The sequence below is a fragment of the Holophagaceae bacterium genome, assembly GCA_016720465.1.
Lineage (GTDB): Bacteria > Acidobacteriota > Holophagae > Holophagales > Holophagaceae > JANXPB01.
In genome coordinates, this window is record JADKKO010000004.1 from 356114 (window position 1) to 374940 (window position 18827).

At 64.3% G+C, this 18827-nt stretch carries 13 protein-coding genes; 8 read left to right on the forward strand and 5 right to left on the reverse strand.

The genetic code is table 11. The features are described 5' to 3' along the window. Nucleotides 1–11: 11 nt before the first annotated feature. From oah to hcrB, 8 genes are all read left to right on the forward strand, one after another. A complete protein-coding gene (oah, locus tag IPQ13_08980) occupies nucleotides 12–1166 on the forward strand; it encodes a 6-oxocyclohex-1-ene-1-carbonyl-CoA hydratase (protein ID MBL0211027.1) in 1155 nt (384 codons plus the stop codon). Beyond that, on the forward strand, nucleotides 1163–2338 hold the full coding sequence (gene bcrC / locus IPQ13_08985; GenBank protein ID MBL0211028.1) for a benzoyl-CoA reductase subunit C: 1176 nt from the start codon (nucleotides 1163–1165) through the stop codon (nucleotides 2336–2338). Before oah ends, bcrC begins: the two co-directional genes overlap by 4 nt. Next, nucleotides 2335–3636 carry a benzoyl-CoA reductase subunit B gene (gene bcrB / locus IPQ13_08990; GenBank protein MBL0211029.1) on the forward strand — a complete coding sequence of 434 codons (1302 nt, stop codon included), beginning with the start codon at nucleotides 2335–2337 and terminating at the stop codon, nucleotides 3634–3636. Before bcrC ends, bcrB begins: the two co-directional genes overlap by 4 nt. Nucleotides 3637–3645: 9 nt before the next feature. After that, the gene (gene bcrA / locus IPQ13_08995; protein ID MBL0211030.1) at nucleotides 3646–4950 is read left to right on the forward strand and encodes a benzoyl-CoA reductase subunit A; all 1305 of its coding nucleotides are present in this window, start codon (nucleotides 3646–3648) and stop codon (nucleotides 4948–4950) included. 15 nt (nucleotides 4951–4965) lie between these two features. After that, the gene (gene bcrD / locus IPQ13_09000; GenBank protein ID MBL0211031.1) at nucleotides 4966–5826 is read left to right on the forward strand and encodes a benzoyl-CoA reductase subunit D; all 861 of its coding nucleotides are present in this window, start codon (nucleotides 4966–4968) and stop codon (nucleotides 5824–5826) included. Between the two features lie 260 nt (nucleotides 5827–6086). Further along, nucleotides 6087–6557 (forward strand): 4-hydroxybenzoyl-CoA reductase subunit gamma, encoded by a 471-nt coding sequence (gene hcrC / locus IPQ13_09005; protein MBL0211032.1) that lies wholly within the window; start codon nucleotides 6087–6089, stop codon nucleotides 6555–6557. Beyond that, nucleotides 6554–8899 (forward strand): 4-hydroxybenzoyl-CoA reductase subunit alpha, encoded by a 2346-nt coding sequence (hcrA, locus tag IPQ13_09010; GenBank protein ID MBL0211033.1) that lies wholly within the window; start codon nucleotides 6554–6556, stop codon nucleotides 8897–8899. Before hcrC ends, hcrA begins: the two co-directional genes overlap by 4 nt. Next, complete coding sequence (gene hcrB / locus IPQ13_09015; GenBank protein ID MBL0211034.1) at nucleotides 8899–9885, forward strand: 4-hydroxybenzoyl-CoA reductase subunit beta; 987 nt, start codon at nucleotides 8899–8901, stop codon at nucleotides 9883–9885. The genes hcrA and hcrB overlap by 1 nt, the downstream gene beginning before the upstream one ends. Nucleotides 9886–10035: 150 nt before the next feature. On the opposite strand, the gene IPQ13_09020 is transcribed toward hcrB, so the two are convergent. The 5 genes from IPQ13_09020 to IPQ13_09040 all read right to left on the reverse strand — a co-directional run bounded on the left by IPQ13_09020 (nucleotide 10036) and on the right by IPQ13_09040 (nucleotide 18808). Then, the gene (locus IPQ13_09020) at nucleotides 10036–12522 is read right to left on the reverse strand and encodes a S8 family serine peptidase (GenBank protein ID MBL0211035.1); all 2487 of its coding nucleotides are present in this window, start codon (nucleotides 12520–12522) and stop codon (nucleotides 10036–10038) included. 344 nt (nucleotides 12523–12866) lie between these two features. After that, nucleotides 12867–13508, reverse strand: a complete 642-nt coding sequence (locus IPQ13_09025) for a response regulator transcription factor (protein MBL0211036.1) — start codon at nucleotides 13506–13508, stop codon at nucleotides 12867–12869. Continuing rightward, on the reverse strand, nucleotides 13505–14317 hold the full coding sequence (locus IPQ13_09030; GenBank protein MBL0211037.1) for a sensor histidine kinase: 813 nt from the start codon (nucleotides 14315–14317) through the stop codon (nucleotides 13505–13507). Before IPQ13_09030 ends, IPQ13_09025 begins: the two co-directional genes overlap by 4 nt. After that, entirely contained in the window at nucleotides 14310–17762 is a 3453-nt protein-coding gene (locus IPQ13_09035) for a tetratricopeptide repeat protein (protein MBL0211038.1), read from the reverse strand. The genes IPQ13_09030 and IPQ13_09035 overlap by 8 nt, the downstream gene beginning before the upstream one ends. Continuing rightward, on the reverse strand, nucleotides 17759–18808 hold the full coding sequence (locus tag IPQ13_09040) for a GAF domain-containing protein (GenBank protein MBL0211039.1): 1050 nt from the start codon (nucleotides 18806–18808) through the stop codon (nucleotides 17759–17761). Before IPQ13_09040 ends, IPQ13_09035 begins: the two co-directional genes overlap by 4 nt. Nucleotides 18809–18827: the final 19 nt, after the last annotated feature.

Sequence of the window (18827 nt, forward strand, 5' to 3'; positions counted from 1 at the left end):
ACGGAGACACCATGGCCACCACCAAAGAGATCGCCGCCAGAACGGCCCCCGCCACCTTGAATGACCACAATCTGGTCGCAACCAAGGTCGAGGACCTTTGCGGCGGCCTGGTTCAGTACGAAAAACGCCCCGCCAGGCGCCGTGACGGTTCCCCTGCCGAAGGGCTCTTCAACGCCTGGATCATCCTGAACAATCCGAAGCAATTCAATTCCTACACCACGGACATGGTCAAGGCCCTGATCCTGGCCTTCCGCCGGGCCTCCGTGGACCGGGAAGTCAATGCGGTGGTGTTCACCGGCGTGGGCGACAAGGCCTTCTGCACCGGCGGCAACACCAAGGAATATGCGGAATACTACGCGGGCAACCCGCAGGAATACCGGCAGTACATGCGGCTGTTCAACGACATGGTCTCCAGCATCCTGGGCTGCGACAAGCCCGTGATCTGCCGGGTCAACGGCATGCGCATCGGCGGCGGCCAGGAGATCGGCATGGCCTGCGACTTCACCCTCGCCCAGGATCTTGCCAATTTCGGACAGGCCGGCCCCAAGCACGGCTCCGCGGCCATCGGCGGCGCGACGGATTTCCTGCCGGTCATGATCGGCTGCGAGCAGGCCATGGTGTCCGGCACGCTCTGCGAGCCCTTTTCGGCCCACAAGGCCGCGCGCCTCGGCATCGTCTCCGGCCTGGTCCCGGCCCTGAAAGTGGATGGCCGCTTCCTGGCCAACCCCACCGTGACCACCGACCGCATGATCGATGAATTCGGCCGGATCGTGCATGGCGAGTTCAAGACCGGCGAAGACCTGAAAGCCGGGCAAGCCACCATCAAGGGCGGCCAGATCGATCTCAGCCTGCTGGATGAGAAGGTCGAGGAATTGTGCGGCAAACTGCTCGAAACCTTCCCGGAATGCATGACCAAGAGCCTGGAGGAACTGCGCAAGCCCAAACTGGACGCCTGGAACCGCAACAAGGAGAATTCCCGCGCCTGGCTGGCCCTCAACATGATGAACGAGGCCCGCGCCGGCTTCCGCGCCTTCAACGAGGGCACCAAGGAAACGGGCCGCGAGATCGATTTCGTCGCGCTGCGCCAGGGCCTGGCCAAGGGCATTCCCTGGACCGAGGAACTGATCGAAAGCCTGATGCCCGCTGTCCAGGAGCGGGAGCAATGAGCCATCGCTCCGTCCACGACCTCGTCGCCTTCTGCCAGGCGATCTTCGACGACCTCGACTTTACCCGTGCCCGCGAGTGGAAGGCCGCCCAGCCAGGACGCGGCGTCATCGGGTACATGCCGGTCTACGTCCCCCGCGAAATCATCCATGCGGCAGGGATGCTGGCCCTCGGAATCCTGGGCGGGGGCTCGGATCTGGAAGTGATCCACGGCGACGCCTATTACCAGAGCTACATCTGCCGCATTCCAAGGTCCACTCTCGAATTGGCGGTCACAGGGCGGCTCGACTTCGTGGACGGCATGATGTTCCCGTCCACCTGCGATGTCATCCGCAACATGAGCGGCATCTGGAAGCTCATGTTCAAGGACAAATACGTACGCTACTTCGACGTTCCGCAGAACTTCAAGGATGAGGTCGGCGGCGTCTTCTACGAGAACGAGCTGCGGGAACTGAAGGAAGGCCTTGAGCGGATCTCGGGGCGGAAAATCACCGATGAACAGCTCAACCATTCCATCGCTATCTACAACGAGAACCGCGCCTGGGTGAACAAGGTCTACGACTATCGATCCGCATTCCCCTGGAAGGCGCCTTCCGCAGAAGTCTACCTATTGATGCGGGCGGGCATGGTGTTGCCGCCGGAAGAGCACACGCTGCTGATGCAGGAATACATCGCCGCCGCCGAAGCCGAGAACCGGCCCATGCGGGACAACTGCCGCGTGGTCCTGACGGGCGGCTTCTGCGAACAGCCGCCGCTTCCCTTGATCAAGTCGCTGGAAATCTCCGGCTGCTACATCGTGGACGACGACTTCATGCTGGTGAACCGCTGGATCCAGGGGGATGTGGAAACCACCGGCGACCCGCTGCGGAACCTTTCCAGGGCCTTCCTCCACCATTCCGGCCAGACCGCCGCGAAGTACGAACCCGACATGGACGTGAAGGGCAAGTACCTGCTCGACATCATCCGCAAGCGCAGTGCCGACGGCGTCATCTTCTCCGCGGCGAGCTTCTGCGATCCCGCGCTGCTGGACCAGCCGATGATGATCAGCCGCGTCGAAGCCAAAGGAATCCCCTACATCACCCTGCAGTACGCGGAGAATTCCGGCCAGATGCAGCCCATCCGGGAACAGTCCGGCACCTTCGCGGATTCCATCAAACTCTGGAGTGGCGTATGAGCGGAGCCGAAGTCACCAAGTCGAATTCCCAGCTCATCCAGAAGGCGATGATCAGCCGGAACTACGACCGCATCACCAGCGGCGAGTGCAAGGTGTCGTCAACCTTCGTGCCGGGCAACCTCAACGAGCTGCTCATGTGCTTCGACATCGCGAACAATCTGCCTGAGATCAACGCGATCCAGAACGCCATGCGCAAGAAATCCGGCGACATGATCCAGGAGGCCGAGCGCTCGGGCCATTCCGAGGATGTCTGCACCTACGTGAAGGCGGACATCGGCATGATGGCCAAGGGCAACATCGCGCCCAACGGCAAGCCTTTCCGTGATCCGGACATGCTGCTGTTGAGCTATTCCGGCTGCTTCACGTTCATGAAGTGGTTCGAGCTGCTGCGCGAGCAGTACAAATGCCCGACGGTGATGCTGCACGTCCCCTACGCCGCGGACGGCCAGCCCACCCAGAACATGCGCGACTACATCGTCAAGCAACTGAAGGATGAAGTCATCCCGACGATGGAGAAGGTCTCCGGCATCAAGTTCGATATCGACCGGCTGCGCGAATACCTGCGCAAATCTGCCCAAGCCGAGAACAATCTCGTCTGGATGCTGGAGCAGTCCAAACGCAGGCCATCGCCCATCGATTGTTATTTCGGCGGCGTGTACTACATGGGGCCGATCTTCACGGCCTTCCGCGGCACCGATGAAGCCATCCAGTACTACGACCTGCTGCGCCTGGAGATCGAAGAGCGCATCGCCAAAGGCCTTTGCGCCCAGACCCTGGACGGGGACATGCCCGAAGAAAAATACCGCCTGGTGGTGGAAGGTCCGCCCAATTGGACCTCGTTCCGGGAGTTCTGGCAGATGTTCGCCGAGGCCGGCGCCGTGGTGGTGGCCAGCTCCTATACCAAGGTCGGAGGCGTCTACGATTACGACGGCTTCCGCCATGATCCGGACCACCCGCTGGAAAGCCTCGCGGACTACTGCCTGGGCGTCTACACCAACCGCAATCTCCCGACCCGGGTGGACATGCTGGCCCGCAACCTCAAGGAATACGATGCCGACGGCCTGCTGATCAACTCCATCAAGAGCTGCAACAGCTTTTCCGCGGGCCAGTTGGTGATGCTCCGCGAGATCGAGAAACTCACCGGCAAACCAGGCGCCTTCATCGAGACCGATCTGGTGGATCCCCGCTATTTTTCCGCGGCCAACGTCAAGAACCGGCTCGAGAGCTATTTCCAGATGATCGACCAGAAGCGCCGGGCTGGAGGCTTCATCACCGGCAACGCCGCCGCCAGCGCGTAAAGGAAATTCATGCGAACGTTCATCGGCATCGATCTGGGCTCCACCACCACCAAGGCGCTGGTCCTGGACGAGAACCAGAAAATCCTCGGCCGGGGCATCACGAATTCCCGATCCAACTACGATGTGGCCGCTTCGGTTTCCAAACAGGAAGCCAAGATCGGCGCGCGTTTCACCCTGTTCCACCAGGCCTTGGGGGATGACGGCAGTGTCGATGTGCTGCTGGCGAACCTGGAGCGCAATTTCAGGCTGGAGCAGTTCCTCGCGGAGCTGGTCCAACTGGAAACCTCCTGCGACATGTATCTCGACCATCCCCGCTTCGCAGACACCAAGAATGCCCTACGGGAGGCCCTGGCAGCGGTATTCCGGCAGATCGAACTCGAAGCCCCGGCGATCTATGCGCCCGGCGCCAACCGCAAATCGGATTTCTTCCGCGACATCGCCGGCTCGCGCTTTATGAGCCTCTCCGAAAAGGTGAGCAAGGAATCGGGCGTCAGTTTCGACGCCCTGCTGAACATCTACGACAAGTCCATCCTCGATATCGAGGCCATGGTCTCCACCGATGAGATGGTGGCCAAGCAATTGCTGAACGGCCTGTCCAGGGCCTACCGCGACATGGGCGGCGTGAACGTCAGCGAGGCCGAGGCCATGGTCACGCTTCAGAAAGTGCTGGCCCTGGAACTCGAAGAAACCTACGTGGTCGGAACGGGCTACGGCCGGGTCCGGCTTCCGTTCCCCAAGGAGCACATCCGATCAGAGATCCTATGCCACGGCCTTGGCGCCCACATGATGTTCCCCGGCACGCGCACGGTCCTGGATATCGGTGGCCAGGACACCAAGGGCATTCAGGTGGATGAGCACGGCATCGTCACGAATTTCCAGATGAACGACCGCTGCGCCGCCGGATGCGGGCGCTACCTGGGCTACATCGCCGACGAGATGAAGATCGGATTGCACGAGCTTGGGCCCATCGCCATGACCGCCACCAAGACCACGCGCATCAATTCCACCTGCACCGTATTCGCCGGGGCGGAACTGCGCGATCGCCTTTCCCTGGGCGAAAAACGGCCCGACATCCTGGCGGGACTGCACCGGGCGATCATGCTGCGCGCCATGTCCATCATCGCCCGTTCGGGCGGCGTGACCGACCAGTTCACCTTCACCGGAGGCGTCGCCAAGAACGAGGCCGCGGTCAAGGAACTCCGGCAGCTGATCAAGGAGAACTACGGGGAAAAGACCATCAACATCAGCGCCGAATCCATCTACACCGGCGCCCTGGGTGGAGCGAGCTTCGCCCACCGTTCTGTGAACAACTGACGGGAGATCGGGACCATGACCACAGCCATTGGAGTGGACGTCGGATCCGGCGTCATCAAGACCGTCCTTTTCCGTTCCGAAGGCGAGGAAAGTGCATCTTACGAATGGCTGGCGCGCTGGGACGCCCGCATCCGCCAGCGGGATTCCTTCAAGCTCGTCGAGGAATCCATCCAAGATGTTCTGGAGAAATCAGGTTTGAAGCGGAGCGATGTGGATTACGTGGCCACCACCGGCGAAGGCGAAAGCTTCCAGGGAGCCACCGGCCATTTCTATTCCATGACCACCCACGCCCGCGGAGCCCTCCACCTTAATCCCGAGGCCCGCGCGGTGCTCGACATCGGCGCGCTGCACGGCCGGGCCATCTGCATGGATGAACGGGGCAAGGTGCTCAACTACCGCATGACCAGCCAATGCGCGTCGGGCTCGGGCCAGTTCCTGGAAAACATCTCCCGCTACCTCGGCATCGCCCAGGATGAGATCCCGGGGCTGTCGCTTTCTTCCAGCAATCCTGAGAAGGTCAGCAGCATCTGCGCCGTGCTCGCGGAAACCGATGTCATCAACATGGTGTCCCGTTCGATCCCGCCCGCCGACATCCTGCGCGGCATCCACGAATCCATGGCCGACCGCCTGCTCAAGCTGCTCAAGTCCATCGACGCCAAGGAGGGTGTGGTGATGATGACCGGCGGACTGGCGCTGGATGCTGGCCTGGTCAAAGCCATGCAGGACGGGATGGAAAAGCAGAAGATGTCCACCCGCATCGATTCCCATCCCGATTCCCTGTTCGCGGGCGCCATCGGCGCGGCCCTGTGGGGGATCTTTAGGCATCGGCGCTTGAAAGCCCGAGGGCTGCTGCCTCAGGGGTCGTTTGTCTCATGACTTCGCCAAAGGATTATCCTTATGGCTTGCGGGGGAAGACATGAACCGCGCAACGGGCATGGGGTGGTGCCGGGCGGAAGTCTGGTGTGGGGGCCCGTGGGGCGGGGCGGGCTTTTGGGGGCGGTCGGCGCGCCCCTAAAGCCGGGGGGGGGGGCCCTGCGGGGGGGGGGGGGTGGCCTCCGCGGCCCCGCCAGCGCCTTCGGGCCCTTCGCGGGATTAGCATCTCGATGGACCAGCAATCCCCACGCAATGGATCCCAGGTGAAGAAGATCCTCCGGCTCTGGGTCAACGGGAAGCCCCGGGAAGACGCGGTGGCCGAGAACGCGCTGCTCCTCGACTACCTGCGCGACACCCTGGGCCTGACCGGCACCAAGCAGGGCTGCGACGGCGGCGAATGCGGCGCCTGCACCGTGCTGGTGGACAGCCAGCCGCGCCTGGCCTGCAGCACCCTCGCCCACAGCCTGGCGGGCCGCAGGATCGAGACCGTCGAAAGCCTGAGCCATGAAGGCAATCTGTCGCACCTGCAGCGAGCCTTCCACGAACACCTGGGCACCCAGTGCGGCTTCTGCACGCCGGGCATGATCATGGCGGCCGAAGCCCTGTTGCGCACCAACCCGCACCCAGATCGCACGGCCATCCGCGCCGCGCTGGCTGGCAATCTCTGCCGCTGCACCGGCTACGTCAAGATCATCGAATCGGTGGAAGCCGCAGCCCAGGAGCAGTCGGTATGACCGCCCCGCGTGGCGTCGGCGCCCGCCTGCCCTTCGTGGACGGTATCGAAAAGGTGACCGGCGCGGCCCGCTACACCGCCGACCTGCCCTCGATGGGCGCCTTGGTCGGCATGATCCTCCGCAGCCCCTATGCCCACGCCGAACTGCTCGATGTGGATATTTCCGAGGCATTGAAGTTGCCGGGCGTTCGGGCCGTGGTCACCGGCGCGGATTGCGATCTGCCCTACGGCGTGATTCCCATCGCGCAAAACGAGTTTCCCCTGGCCCGGGGCCGCGTCCGCTACTACGGCGATCCGGTGGCTGCCGTCGCCGCCGTGGATGAAGCAACCGCACGCGAAGCGCTATCCCGAATCAAACTCCGTGTCCGGGAACTCCCCGCCTATTTCAGTTCCGCCGATGCGCGCCAACCCGGCACCATCCTCCTGCACGACACCAAGCCCGGCAACATCGAACGGGAAGTCCATAACGAGTTTGGTGATACGGATGCAGGTTTCGCCTCTGCGGTCCTCGTTCGTGAAGAGAACTACGAATGCGCCGAAGTCCATCACGCCATGATGGAGCCCGACGCGGCGCTGGCCGTCTTTGATGCTGAACGTGGCCACCTGACGCTTTACTCCGTGTCACAGGTGCCCTACTACGTTCATCTGACGCTGGCCCGGTGCCTGAAGATGGAGATGGCGCACATCCGCGTCATCAAGCCCTTCGTCGGCGGCGGTTTCGGCCATCGCACCGAGGTCCTGAACTTCGAGGTGATCTGCGCCCTGCTCGCCCGTGCCGCCCGCGGAACGGTGCGCCTGGTGCTCAGCCGGGAGGAGACTTTCCTCACGCACCGGGGCCGTCCCGAAAGCCAGATCCGCATGAAACTCGGCCTGGCCAAGGATGGCCGCATCACCGCCTGCCAGGCCGAAGTCATCCAGCGGGGCGGCGCCTACGGCGGGTACGGATTGGTGACGATCCTCTATTCGGGCGCCCTGCTCCACGGCCTCTACGACCTCCCGGCCGTCAAGTACGACGGCTACCGCGTCTACACCAACACACCGCCCTGCGGCGCCATGCGCGGCCACGGCACCGTGAACATCCGCTTCGCCTTCGAATCGCTGCTCGATTCCATGGCCAAGGAACTTGGTCTGGACTCTTTCGAAGTGCGGAGGCGCAACCTGCTGGAAGCGCCGACAGAAACGATCAACGGCCTGAAGGTGCTGTCCTACGGCTTGCCGGAATGCCTGGATTGGGTCGAGAAAGCCAGCGGTTGGCGTGAACGTCGCGGGCAATTGGACCAAAAAGGTCCCATCCGCCGCGGCCTAGGCATGGGTTGTTCGCATTTCGTGAGCGGGTCGGCCAAACCGGTGCATTGGTCCGGCGAACCCCACGCGGTGATCATCCTGAAGCTCGATTTCGATGCGAGCGTCACCATCCTCACCGGCGCCGCGGACATCGGACAGGGCTCGTCCACGATCCTCATGCAGATCGTCGCCGAAGTCCTGGGCCTCGGCTACGACCGTCTGCGCATCGTCGCCAACGATTCCGCCATCACACCCAAGGACAACGGCTCCTATTCCTCGCGCGTCACCTTCATGGTCGGCAACGCGGCATTGGATGCAGCAGAGAATCTCAAACGCCTGCTGGTGACGGCCGCAGCCAGACGCCTCAAGGTGAGCGTCGCTGAGATCGAATGGCTGGGCGAGGCCGCCATCGTCGCCGCGGACCCTGAACGGCGCATCTCCTTCACCGAGGTCGTCGAGGAAGCCCTGGTCGGAACCGGCACGCTCCTGATCAAGGGCACCTTCACCTGCCCACCGGAATTCCAGGGCGGCAAGCATCGCGGCGGCGCGGTGGGCTCGACCATGGGTTTCTCGTACACGGCCCAAGTAGTCGAGGTGAGCGTCGATATGGACCTGGGCAAGGTGGCGGTCGAGAAGGTCTGGGCAGCCATCGATTGCGGCTTAGCCATCAATCCCATGTCGGTGGAAGGTCAGGTCCAGGGCGCCATCTGGATGGGCATGGGCCAGGCGATTTCCGAAGAAACGGTCTACGAGCAGGGCCGCCATCAGGCCGCGAATCTCCTGGATTACCGCGTGCCCACCATCGTGGAATCGCCAGATATCGACGTTCATATCGTGGAAAGCCTCGACCCGAACGGCCCTTTTGGCGCCAAGGAGGCGAGCGAAGGGCCCTTGTCCGGCTTCCCCTCGGCGCTGGCGGCGGCAGTGGAAGATGCCATCGGCATCCGCTTTACAGCGCTACCGATCACGCAGATGCGCGTGTTCGACGCGCTCCAGAAGAAGCCTCGAACCACTCCGCCAGAATCAGTTTCAACTGCCTCGGCCAGAGGAGACACCTGATGGCCGCCCTGCCTGATTTCCAATTGCTTCATCCGGCCACGGCCTCCGATGCGATCCGCATGCGCGCCCTGCACCCCGGCAGCCGCTACCTCGCTGGCGGCACGGATCTCCTGCCGAACATGCGGCGGGGCCTGGTGGCGACGGAAGTCGTGATTGACCTCGGCGGTGTGGACGAACTCACCGATTTGCGCGAAGAAGCTGGGGCGCTTTACATCGGCGCTGGCGTCACGCTAGCGGTTCTCGCCGCCAACAGGACGGTCCAGGACCGGCTGCCGGCGCTGGCCCAGGCCGCTTCCGGCGTCGCGGGCCCGACCCACCGGGTATCGGCGACGTTGGGTGGCAACCTCTGCCTTGAAACGCGCTGCCGCTTCTACAACCAGAGCGAATCCTGGCGGGAGGCGAACGATTTCTGCCTGAAGCTGGGCAGCGACACCTGCCGCGTCGCAACGAAATCCCCGCGCTGCTACGCGGCCTTCAGCGGCGATCTCGCGCCGGCCTTGATGGCGCTCGACGCCAACGTGGAACTCCTGGGCCCCCTGGGCACCCGGGTGCTGCCCGTGGCGGAGTTCTACCGCGATGACGGTCTGGCCTGGCTGGCCCTGGCGCCCGATGAATTGCTCGTCGCGGTGCGCGTGCCGTTGACGGGTGGCTGGCGCAGCGCCTACGAAAAAGTCCGCGTGCGGGGTTCCATGGATTTCCCCTTGGCCGGCGTGGCCGTGGCCCTGCGGCGGGATGGCGATGCCATCGCCGATCTGCGCATCGCCCTGACCGGCGTGTCCTCGCGCCCGGAACTCATCCACGGACTGGAATCCCTTGCGGGCCAAACGCTGGATGAAACCGCCCTGGCCATCATCACCCGCCAGATCAAGCTCGGCACCAAGGCCATGGAGACGACCCTCGTCGACGTCCCCTTCCGCCGCCGCATCACGCCCGTGCTGGCGAAAAGGCTGGTGGAGCGGCTGTGGTCGGAGGATGACGGCAATTAGAACCAACGAACCGCCCCTGCTCCTTAATCTCTTTCCAATTTCATTTCACCCAGGTGAAAGCCATCGCCGCGTTCAATAAAAACGGACCGCCTTCTTCGGCGGTCCGTTCCTCTTGATGTTGGTTGATTCAAATGCTTGGATCGCCGGACGCTACTGCCCGAAGGCGGACAGGAAACGGCTGACGTAGACCGCGTAGGTGCCGCGGGTGATCTTCTTGCTGGGCTCCAGCTTGGCGTGGATGGTGGGCTGGAGGTCGAAGGGTCCTTGGGTGGAATAGAAGGTGGCGTTCAGGATGTTGAGATCCAGCGCCAACTGGGCGTAACCGCGAAGATCGGAGGGAACGTCCGAGGAATCTTCCACGGCGATGCGCTGCGTCCCATACCGCACCGTGAGGTCGGCGCCAGCCCCGGCCTTGGCATTGGATTCCAGCCCCAGGCTCTGGACAAGGGAATAGGCGATGTCGAGGCGGCTGACGGAACCACCGGGATTGAAGCTGCTGCCGCTGGTCCGCATGACTCCCTGCTGGAGATAGCTGAGGTCGCGCAGGGAGGCGCCACGGGCTGCGACGGCTTCGGCAAATGGCCTCGTAGCGGCCGAGACGTCCGAGAAGGTCGAACCGCCATTCAAGGGCAGGCTCTGGCGGACGGCGGACCCCATGGTGAGGTAATTGGCCAGCTCGGCGCGGCAGAGCAACTGGTCCGGCTTGAAGTACCCGGTGGAATAGCCATCCATCAGCCGCTCGCCAACGCAGACCTTGATGGCGGCTTCGGCCGGGTGCCCGGACACATCGGCCAGGCCCGTGATGGCCCCGACTTTCTTGAAGCGGATGGTGCCATCCACCGTTGCGGGAAGCGCAGCTCCATTCGTCGGATTGGCTTCGTCGTACCGGAGGCCGCGGATCTCGGCGGTCCAGACGCCGGGAATGGGCGAGGTCACGGATACGCTCCGGCCGCCGCCGATGGCGAAGAGGAGGTCGATGCCGGAGGACGTTTCAGTGCCATCCGGAGCGATGAGGACCAGGTTGATGCCGCTGGGGCTCGCCCCGAACAGGGCGGAGGAATCCACCTTCACCACCAGTTCCGTGTATCCGGGCGCGACGGGGAAGGTATGGCGGTTTGAAGACGTCAGCTCGGTCGGATCGTAGTCAAGCGTGAACGTGGAACTAGTGACATTGAGCGCCGCGTTGGAATTGAAGGTGCGCGCCTGGTTCACGGTCTTGCCATAGCTTGCGGAAGCACGGTAGGCGCGGTCCACGGCGGCATAGGCATTCACGTATCCCGCGCCCGCCTCCCAGGCTTCGCGTCCCGGCATGTTGGTGGCGGTCTGCTGGAGGATCTGCTTGACCTCGGCCGGGCTGAGGCGGGGGTTGGCTTCCAGCAGGAGGGCGACGATGCCCGACGTATGCGGAGTGGCCATGGAAGTGCCGCTCATGTGGGCGTAGTAGGGAACTTCGCTCGGAGCCAGGAAGGTCGCATCCTGCTCCGCGGAAAGGCTCGACACCGGGGCGATGGCCCGGGTCGAGATGATGTCCACGCCGGGCGCGGTGATCGTCGGGCGATCTTCCCAGGTCCAGGAACGTTCATCGGGCGTGCTGAAGGTGCCTCCCTTGCCTTTTGTGCCCCTGGAGGAGAAGTCCGCGAGCTTGCCGTCCTTGGTGCCTGCGGCAACCGAGATCACCCAGGGGGCTTTGGCGTAGGGATTGTGGGTGTCCTCGCCAGGGCCGTCATTCCCGGCCGCGAATGTCACCACGATGCCCCGGTCGTAGGCCTTCAGGCTGGCCACGTTCACCGGGTTGTCCGGATCGAATTCGCCGCTGGAACCCCAGGAATTCGAGATGACGCGGATGTTGTACTGGAACTGCTTCACAAGGGCATAGTTGAAGCCGCCGATGCTATCCAGGACCAGCAGCGCGGCACCGCTGCCGTAGCCGAGCAGATTCGCGCCGGGGGCGACGCCCGCGAACTTGCCGTTGGCTGCGGAGCCATCGCCGCCCACGGAACCCGCGCAATGCGTTCCATGGCCCGAATTGGTATCGGTGTTGGGAACGCCCTCGATGTAGGTCACGGGCAGCATGCCGTCCAGGTTGTTCAGGTTCGTGCTGCCCAGCGTGTTCTGGACCAGATGGGCGCCGAACTTCAGGTCCGGGTGCGTGCCATCGACTCCGCTGTCGTTGATGAGGACGCCGATTCCGCGCCCGCTCACCGGAAGCCCATTGTTCCGCGCGGTCATGGTCGCATCCGTCCGAACCTTCACGGCGCCGGTGAGCCGGGTCGCGTCCACATTCATGAAGGTCAGCTTCTCATTCAGCCAGATCGAGCGGACGCCAGCGAGCTGGGCGAGGGCCTGGGCCTGGGCCGGGGTGGCCAGCACGCCCATGATGGGGAGCTCCGAGAAGGTCACGCCCTGCCCGATGCCAAGGCTGCGCACGGCGTCGAGCTGGGTCTGTCCGATGGTGTCGCCTTGGAAGGTGACCACGAGGGTGATCTTGTCGGCGGGGGACAAGCTCGCGAGGGTGCTCTGCACATTCGGGCCGAGTTTGGCCGGAGCGGCGACCAGCGCTACTGCGAGCAGGCTCAGGGCAAGGGGTCTCGCCGAGCGGATCAGGGATTGAAGTGGCGAGTGGCCTTGAAGCGGCATCATGCCTCCTAGGGATGAAATGGGTGGGGACTCCGGCGCGGCTCCTCCTCCGGTCCAGACCACAGGATCTGGATCGGTTCCCGTTGACACCGCGGGGCGCAGGAAGGAGTCGAGACAAAGATCGGGGGAAAACTCATCAAAGGTATTGCCCCGCCGAACCGCCCGAAATGAGGGGAACTCCTCAGGAGCGCACGGGACGATTCCCCAGGTCTGCGCCTGGAACCCGTTCCGAGGTCCCCTTCGGACATGCGGGGATCACCGGGCGCTCAGGCGTCTTCGGTGGATGCAGCCTTTCGCCCTCCGGGCCGGAAATCCTCCGATGGCCGCGATCTTGTTGCCGGAAATCAGAAGAGCAGCCCGCGCTGGGCCGCGTAGCGCACCAGTTCGGCGGTGTTGTGGACTCCCAGTTTCTGCATGACCCGGGTGCGGTGGTTCTCCGCGGTCTTCGGGCTGATGTCCAGCAGGCTTGCGATCTCTTTGGTGGAGTGGCCCTCGGTGACCAGGTGGAGCACTTCCCGCTCCCTCGGGGTCAAGGAACCCAGCCCTTCCTCTCCGGGCTTCGGGCTTCGGTACACCTCGGCGAGCGCCTTGGCGGCGTGGGGATCAAAACAGACCTCTCCCCGCGCCAACTTGCGGACCGCGTTCAGCAATTCTGAGGCTGCCGTGTCCTTGACCAGGTAGCCGGAGGCTCCGGCCCGCACGACCGGAAGCACGAATTCCTCCTCCTTGTGCATGGTGAGCACGAGGATCCGGATCCGGGGCGATTCCTTGTGGATCCGCCGCACGGCTTCCAGGCCGCTCAGCCTGGGCATGCTGAGATCCATCACCACCACGTCCGGGACGAGCTCCAGCGCTCGATCAACCGCCTCCTGGCCATCGGACGCCTCGGCGATGATGCGGCAATCGCCCCCTGCCATGAGCAGGCTGACCAATCCCTGCCGCACGATGGTGTGGTCGTCCGCGACGAGGACACGGATCGGGCTCATCGGGTCTCGTCCTCGGGCGCATTCGCCACGGCTTCGCCTTCCAGCGGAAGCCGCACTTCGATCCGGGTGCCCTTGCCCGGGGCCGTCCGGACCGAAAGCCTCCCGCCGGAAATCTCGACCCGGTCCCTGATGTTGCCCAGGCCGGACCCCTTCGGGTCTTTGCCGCTGGCCATGACCACCGAGGAATCGAAGCCCGTCCCCTGGTCCTCCACACGCAAGTGGACCCAGGCGCCACGCCGGAATACCTCGACCTCGATGGCTCCCTTGTCTCCGATTCCCGAATGCTTGACGGCGTTCGTCAGCGCTTCCTGGACGACCCGGAAGATCACGGTCTCCAGTTCGGGTTCCAGCCGATCTTCGAGCCCAGGACAGGAAACCTGGATCTGAATGCCAGTGCGCTCGGCGAGCGTCCGCCCCATCCATCGGAGGGCAGGCTCGAGCCCCAGGTCATCCAGGATCCTGGGCCTCAGGAGATGGGACAGCTCCCGGGCCTCTTCCAAGGCGCGGGCGGCGAAACCCAGGGTCTCGCTGATTTTGGGAACAAGCTTCGAATGGGAAGCCAGCGCCTCTCTTTCCAAAACCTCAAGCTGGATTTTCAGCGCAGTGAGATTTTGCCCCAGCCCGTCGTGCAGTTCCCGGGCGATGCGCTTGCGCTCCTCTTCCTGGACCGCCCAGATCGCCTTGGCCAGCCGCCTGATCCGGCGCTCCCCGGCCGCCAATTCCCGGAATAGCCGCGCGTTCTCCTGCGCGACCTGCTCCACCCGCCGTGTGACTTCATCCATGGAATCCGGTTTCTGGGCTTCACTCACGGTTGGGCTCCGGGGCGGCCGACGAAGGTCGCGCCATGTTTTCCAGTTTGCGCGCCTCTGGGGTCCGGCCGAAGGAGGCGAGCTGAGCTTCGTTCAGATCCTCGCGCACTTTCGCGTAGAGAACCTGCGCCTGGCCAAGAGCCTGAGCCGACTCCTTCCGGTTGCCCCGGCGTTCAAGAATCCTGGCCAGAAGGAGATGCAGCCGGAATGCCCCACCGTAGGCGCCCGCCGAAGCAAGCACTCTCAAGCCGCTTCGGAGGCTTGCTTCGGCGGCGGCCGGGTCATTCCGGGCCAACTCGACTCCCGCCAGGGCCTCGGAGCATCGCAATCGAAGCAGCAGCTCCCCCAAGCGGTCCGCCTCCTGGCGCACGGTCCGGAGCTCCCGAAGCGCCCCCGCCAGATCGCCCCCGGCTGCCATAGCCTTTCCATTGCCGAGGCGGGCCGCCAGGGCCCGGTTGGTCCCATGGGCGGCTTCCGCTTCCTGGATCGCCCCGGTGAAGGCCGCCTTGGCCTCCCGGGCGCGGCCGCCTTGGAGCCGCATCTCCCCGCGGACAATCAGGAGGGTGGCCTTCTGCTCATGGTTCATCCTGGGTCCGAGCCTTCGTTCGGTCTCCGAAAGCAGCGCTTCGGCTTCCGGCAGCATCCCCAACTCCACAAGGGCGCCGGCCTTCAGCAGGGAGAACTCCGCGACTCCACGCTCATCGCGCAGCTTTTCGAGCACGCCCAGGGCCTGGTCGAACGACCTGACCGCCGCTCCATACCTGCCCTGGCACTGCTCCGCGAGTCCCAGGTAGCCCTGGGACATCGCGATGGCGCTCTTGGAATCCTCGTTCCGGCTCTCCCCGAGCGCTTCGACGAAGGATTTCACGGCGCCGTCCCAGGGTCCCTGGGCCAGTTGGACGAGGCCGATGCTCTGCGTGACCAGCATGCCGCCGGTGTGGTCCCCGCCGGCCCGGTAGAGGCGCAAGGCCTCCTGGAAATAGACCAGGGCATTCCCGTAATCCGCCAGCAGGTAATAGGCATATCCGACATTGTTGTGGCTCTTCGCGAGGGATCTCTGGTCCCCGAGCGTGCGACGGACCTGGAGCGCGGCGCGGTAATGGGTCAAGGCTTCTGAATAGCGGCCCTGCTCCTCCTCCAGGCTGCCGAAGGCGTCCTGGAGTTCGGCGATTCCAGACCGGTTTCCGATCTCCTCCAGAATCAAAAGCGCGGAGCGAAGGCTGGCGAGGGCCATTTTGTATTCCCCGCGGATCATGCGGACGGTCGCGAGATTCTTCAGGCTCGTGGCCGTGCCCCGTGCATCTCCGATGCGTTTGCGCAGCGCGGCGGCCTTCTCGTAGTTTTCGATGGCGAGATCCAGGTCGCCCATCTGCTGGTAGGCCACGCCGAAGGCATTGAAGATATCGGCCTGCCCTTGCTCATTGCGGAGCTTGCTCTGGATGACCAGGGCCCGGACCAGGTAGTCCTCCACCGCGCGCCTGGGATCGCCCGCCATGACGGTGTACTTGGCCAGATGGAACCAGGCCCGCGGGTGGTTGGGGTCCGCCTTCAGGACCTCCTGGAGCGTGGTGGCCGCAGGCCCCATTTTTCCTTGGTCGGCGAAGGCCTGGGCCAGGGCGATCCGGCCTTCCATGTCATTGGGATACTGGCGGACCAGTTCTTGAAGGACCTTGCTCGCACCTTCCGGGTCTCCTACCAGCATCGCCTTGCGCGCTTTCGCCTCGAACGCGATCCGTCCCGAGTCCGTCCCGAGCGTCGCCACCGCACGCTGGGCTGCTTCCAGCGCCTTGTCGTCGAGGCCCTGGCTTTCATAGGCCTCCGTCAGCCTGACCCAGGCGGCGGTGAAGGACGGCGCTTCGGCGGCGGCCTTCTCAAGCAAAGGAGTCGCAAGCAGGGAATCGCCCCTGAGGAGCTGGGCCACGCCGGCGGAATAGTTCTGAAGGGCCGCGGCCGGAACTTGGGGCTGCCTGGCGGCCCTCCTGGGAGCGGCCACTTCGAGGCCGCGGCGGATCTCCGCGCTCAGGGAGGCTACCAGCCCGGTCAATCCGTCCGTGCCTTTGGATTCTGCCTGGGCGCTGACCGTCCGGGTTCCGGCCGCATCGGCGCCCGGAACCGTGAGGCTCAGATCCACGCGGAGCCGTCCATCCAGAATCCTGATGCGCCCGCTGATGAGGCGATCCGCGTCCAGCAGTTCCCCCAGTTGTTTCAGCTCCCGGGGACCCAGGGAATTGGGCTGGAGCTGCAGATCGTCGATGGTCCTGAACACGCGCATGCTGTCCACCACGCCCAAGGCCGGATTCTCCGCCAAGGAGGCCGAGACCAGTTCGGGAACGCCCCGGGCGGTCCAGGCCAAGTCAGATTGGTTCGTCTCTTCCACAAACGGGAGGACCGCCACATTCATCCGCTGCGAGGCTGCCGCTGCGCCGGACCTGGATCGGTAGGCAAGGACTCCGGCCCATCCCACCGCCAAACCCGCTGCCACGGAAGCCCCCAGAAGGATTTTTTTCGCGAGGGATCTTTTCGCTGCGGGCCGGCCTAGATCCTCCAGCAGGGCCTGAGCGCTCGGGTAGCGCCGGTTCCGGTTCCGTTCGAGGCAGCGGGAGATGATCGCCTGGACCTGGCGCGGCGCTTCGAAGCCGACCTCCTTGAGCGTCCTCGGGCTGCCCGTGATCCGCTGTCCGATCGTTTCCGAATAGGTTCCTCCCGGGAAGGGCAGGTGGCCGCTGAGCATCTCGAAGTAGATGATGCCGAGCGCGAATAGGTCGCTCCGCGCGTCCACCGCTTCTCCCCTCGCCTGCTCCGGGGAGAGGTAGTCGGGTGTGCCCATGATGGGACCACGGCGGTCCGGATCGGCGAGGCCTGGTCCCACCGAACCAAGGGACTGCGCGATTCCGAAATCCGTGATGAACGCCTCGCCCGATTCATTCACCAGGATGTTCGCGGGCTTGAGGTCCTGGTGGAGCACACCCTTGTGGTGCGCTTCCCCCACCGCTCCGGCGAGCTGTTTGAAAATCGCCGTCGCCCTGCTCAATTCGATCGGCCCGTCCTGTTCAAGGATTTCCCGAAGGGACCGGCCCGGCACGTAATCCATGGTGATGAATGCGATTCCTTCATGCACGCCGATATCGTGGATCCGCACCACATTCCGGTGGGTGACCTGCCGGGCGAGGACCAGCTCGTTCCTGAACCGCTCCAGCAGGCGAGGGTCCGCGGCTGATTCCGGGCGCATGGTCTTGAGGGCGATTTCGATATCAAGCTCTTCGTCCTTGGCCCGGAAGACGACCCCCATTCCCCCGATGCCCAGCATCCCGAGGATGCGGTACCGGCCTGCGAGGAGGGTTCCCTGGGGCAGTACGCGCAAGGCGTCCGTGCTCGTCCGGGTCTCGCCCGGCCTGGACGGATCCCCGGCGGGACCGGCCTGCCTCGGACTGCCTTCATCCATCATGGGCGGCCCTTCCCCCAAAACGCCTGGACCATTTCGTGCCACGCATTTTTCAAGATATGCCTTCCCTCGCCTGCCGCATCGTTTTGCGCCGGTCCATAGGATGCCTCCATCCGCGCGCAGGAATCAGAAAGCTCCTGGTGGATGGCCGCCGCATCCGCCTCACCCGCCTTCGCATGTTCGGCCAGGCTTCCCATCAAGCCATGGATCTCGTGATTCAAGCGCGCCGCCCAGAGCGCGATCGCGGCTTGAGACACCACGACTTCAAGCAGCTCGACATCGAAGTCCGTGAAGGTGGCCCCGGATTTGGGACTGTCCGCATAGACCACTCCGATGACCCGGCCGAAGACCTTGAGCGGCACGCAGACCACGGTCTGGATCGAGCCGGCCACGATGCTCGCCCGGTCCTTGAGGAACTCATCGGATTGGACGTCTGAGACCACCACGGAAACGGCCAGGTCCATGGCCCGTTCCACCGCTCCCAGGCTGCCCGAAAAGCTGGCGGAATCCAGGTCCGAGGCTGATATGCCTGACGCCTGGGCCAATTCGAGGCCGCCCTCCGGACCCAGGAGCAGAATGAATCCCCGCTCCGTGCCGCTCGCCGCGATGGCGGACGCCATCAAGGACTGTAGAAGGGCATCCAACCCATCAGCGGGATTCAGGCTCTCGGCCCACCGCACGGAAGTCTGCCAGCGCAGCGACTGCTCGGCGTTCCGGGCGCCCTCGGCGGCCTTCCCCACCGCATCGAACTTGCCGACCACCCCTCCAAAGCTCAACCAGGCCGATTCTCCTTCCCGGGCCGCCAGGATGGCCTGGGCATTCTGCAGGGCCTTGGCTCCGTTGAGCAGCGTCCCGTTTTTACTGCCTAGTTCATCGAGAACCCACCCTGCCGCCCCATGCGCGATGCGGGCATGGCGGCGGGAGATCCGGTCATCCTCCACCACCAGCTCGCACTCGGGATCCCGCCCCAGGACGTAGGCCTTCTGGTCATCCAGAAAAAAAACCTTGGCGGGTTGGAACGGAAGATGGACGGTCAGGCGGGCGGGCATCCCTCAAACCCGCGGCCCC

Excerpts from the sequence above, each read along its gene's own strand:
- oah (MBL0211027.1), top strand. The coding sequence starts at position 12 with ATGGCCACCACCAAAGAGATCGCCGCCAGAACGGCCCCCGCCACCTTG.
- bcrC (MBL0211028.1), top strand. The coding sequence starts at position 1,163 with ATGAGCCATCGCTCCGTCCACGACCTCGTCGCCTTCTGCCAGGCGATC.
- bcrB (MBL0211029.1), top strand. The coding sequence starts at position 2,335 with ATGAGCGGAGCCGAAGTCACCAAGTCGAATTCCCAGCTCATCCAGAAG.
- bcrA (MBL0211030.1), top strand. The coding sequence starts at position 3,646 with ATGCGAACGTTCATCGGCATCGATCTGGGCTCCACCACCACCAAGGCG.
- bcrD (MBL0211031.1), top strand. The coding sequence starts at position 4,966 with ATGACCACAGCCATTGGAGTGGACGTCGGATCCGGCGTCATCAAGACC.
- hcrA (MBL0211033.1), top strand. The coding sequence starts at position 6,554 with ATGACCGCCCCGCGTGGCGTCGGCGCCCGCCTGCCCTTCGTGGACGGT.
- hcrB (MBL0211034.1), top strand. The coding sequence starts at position 8,899 with ATGGCCGCCCTGCCTGATTTCCAATTGCTTCATCCGGCCACGGCCTCC.
- IPQ13_09020 (MBL0211035.1), bottom strand. The coding sequence starts at position 12,522 with ATGCCGCTTCAAGGCCACTCGCCACTTCAATCCCTGATCCGCTCGGCG.
- IPQ13_09025 (MBL0211036.1), bottom strand. The coding sequence starts at position 13,508 with ATGAGCCCGATCCGTGTCCTCGTCGCGGACGACCACACCATCGTGCGG.
- IPQ13_09035 (MBL0211038.1), bottom strand. The coding sequence starts at position 17,762 with ATGATGGATGAAGGCAGTCCGAGGCAGGCCGGTCCCGCCGGGGATCCG.
- IPQ13_09040 (MBL0211039.1), bottom strand. The coding sequence starts at position 18,808 with ATGCCCGCCCGCCTGACCGTCCATCTTCCGTTCCAACCCGCCAAGGTT.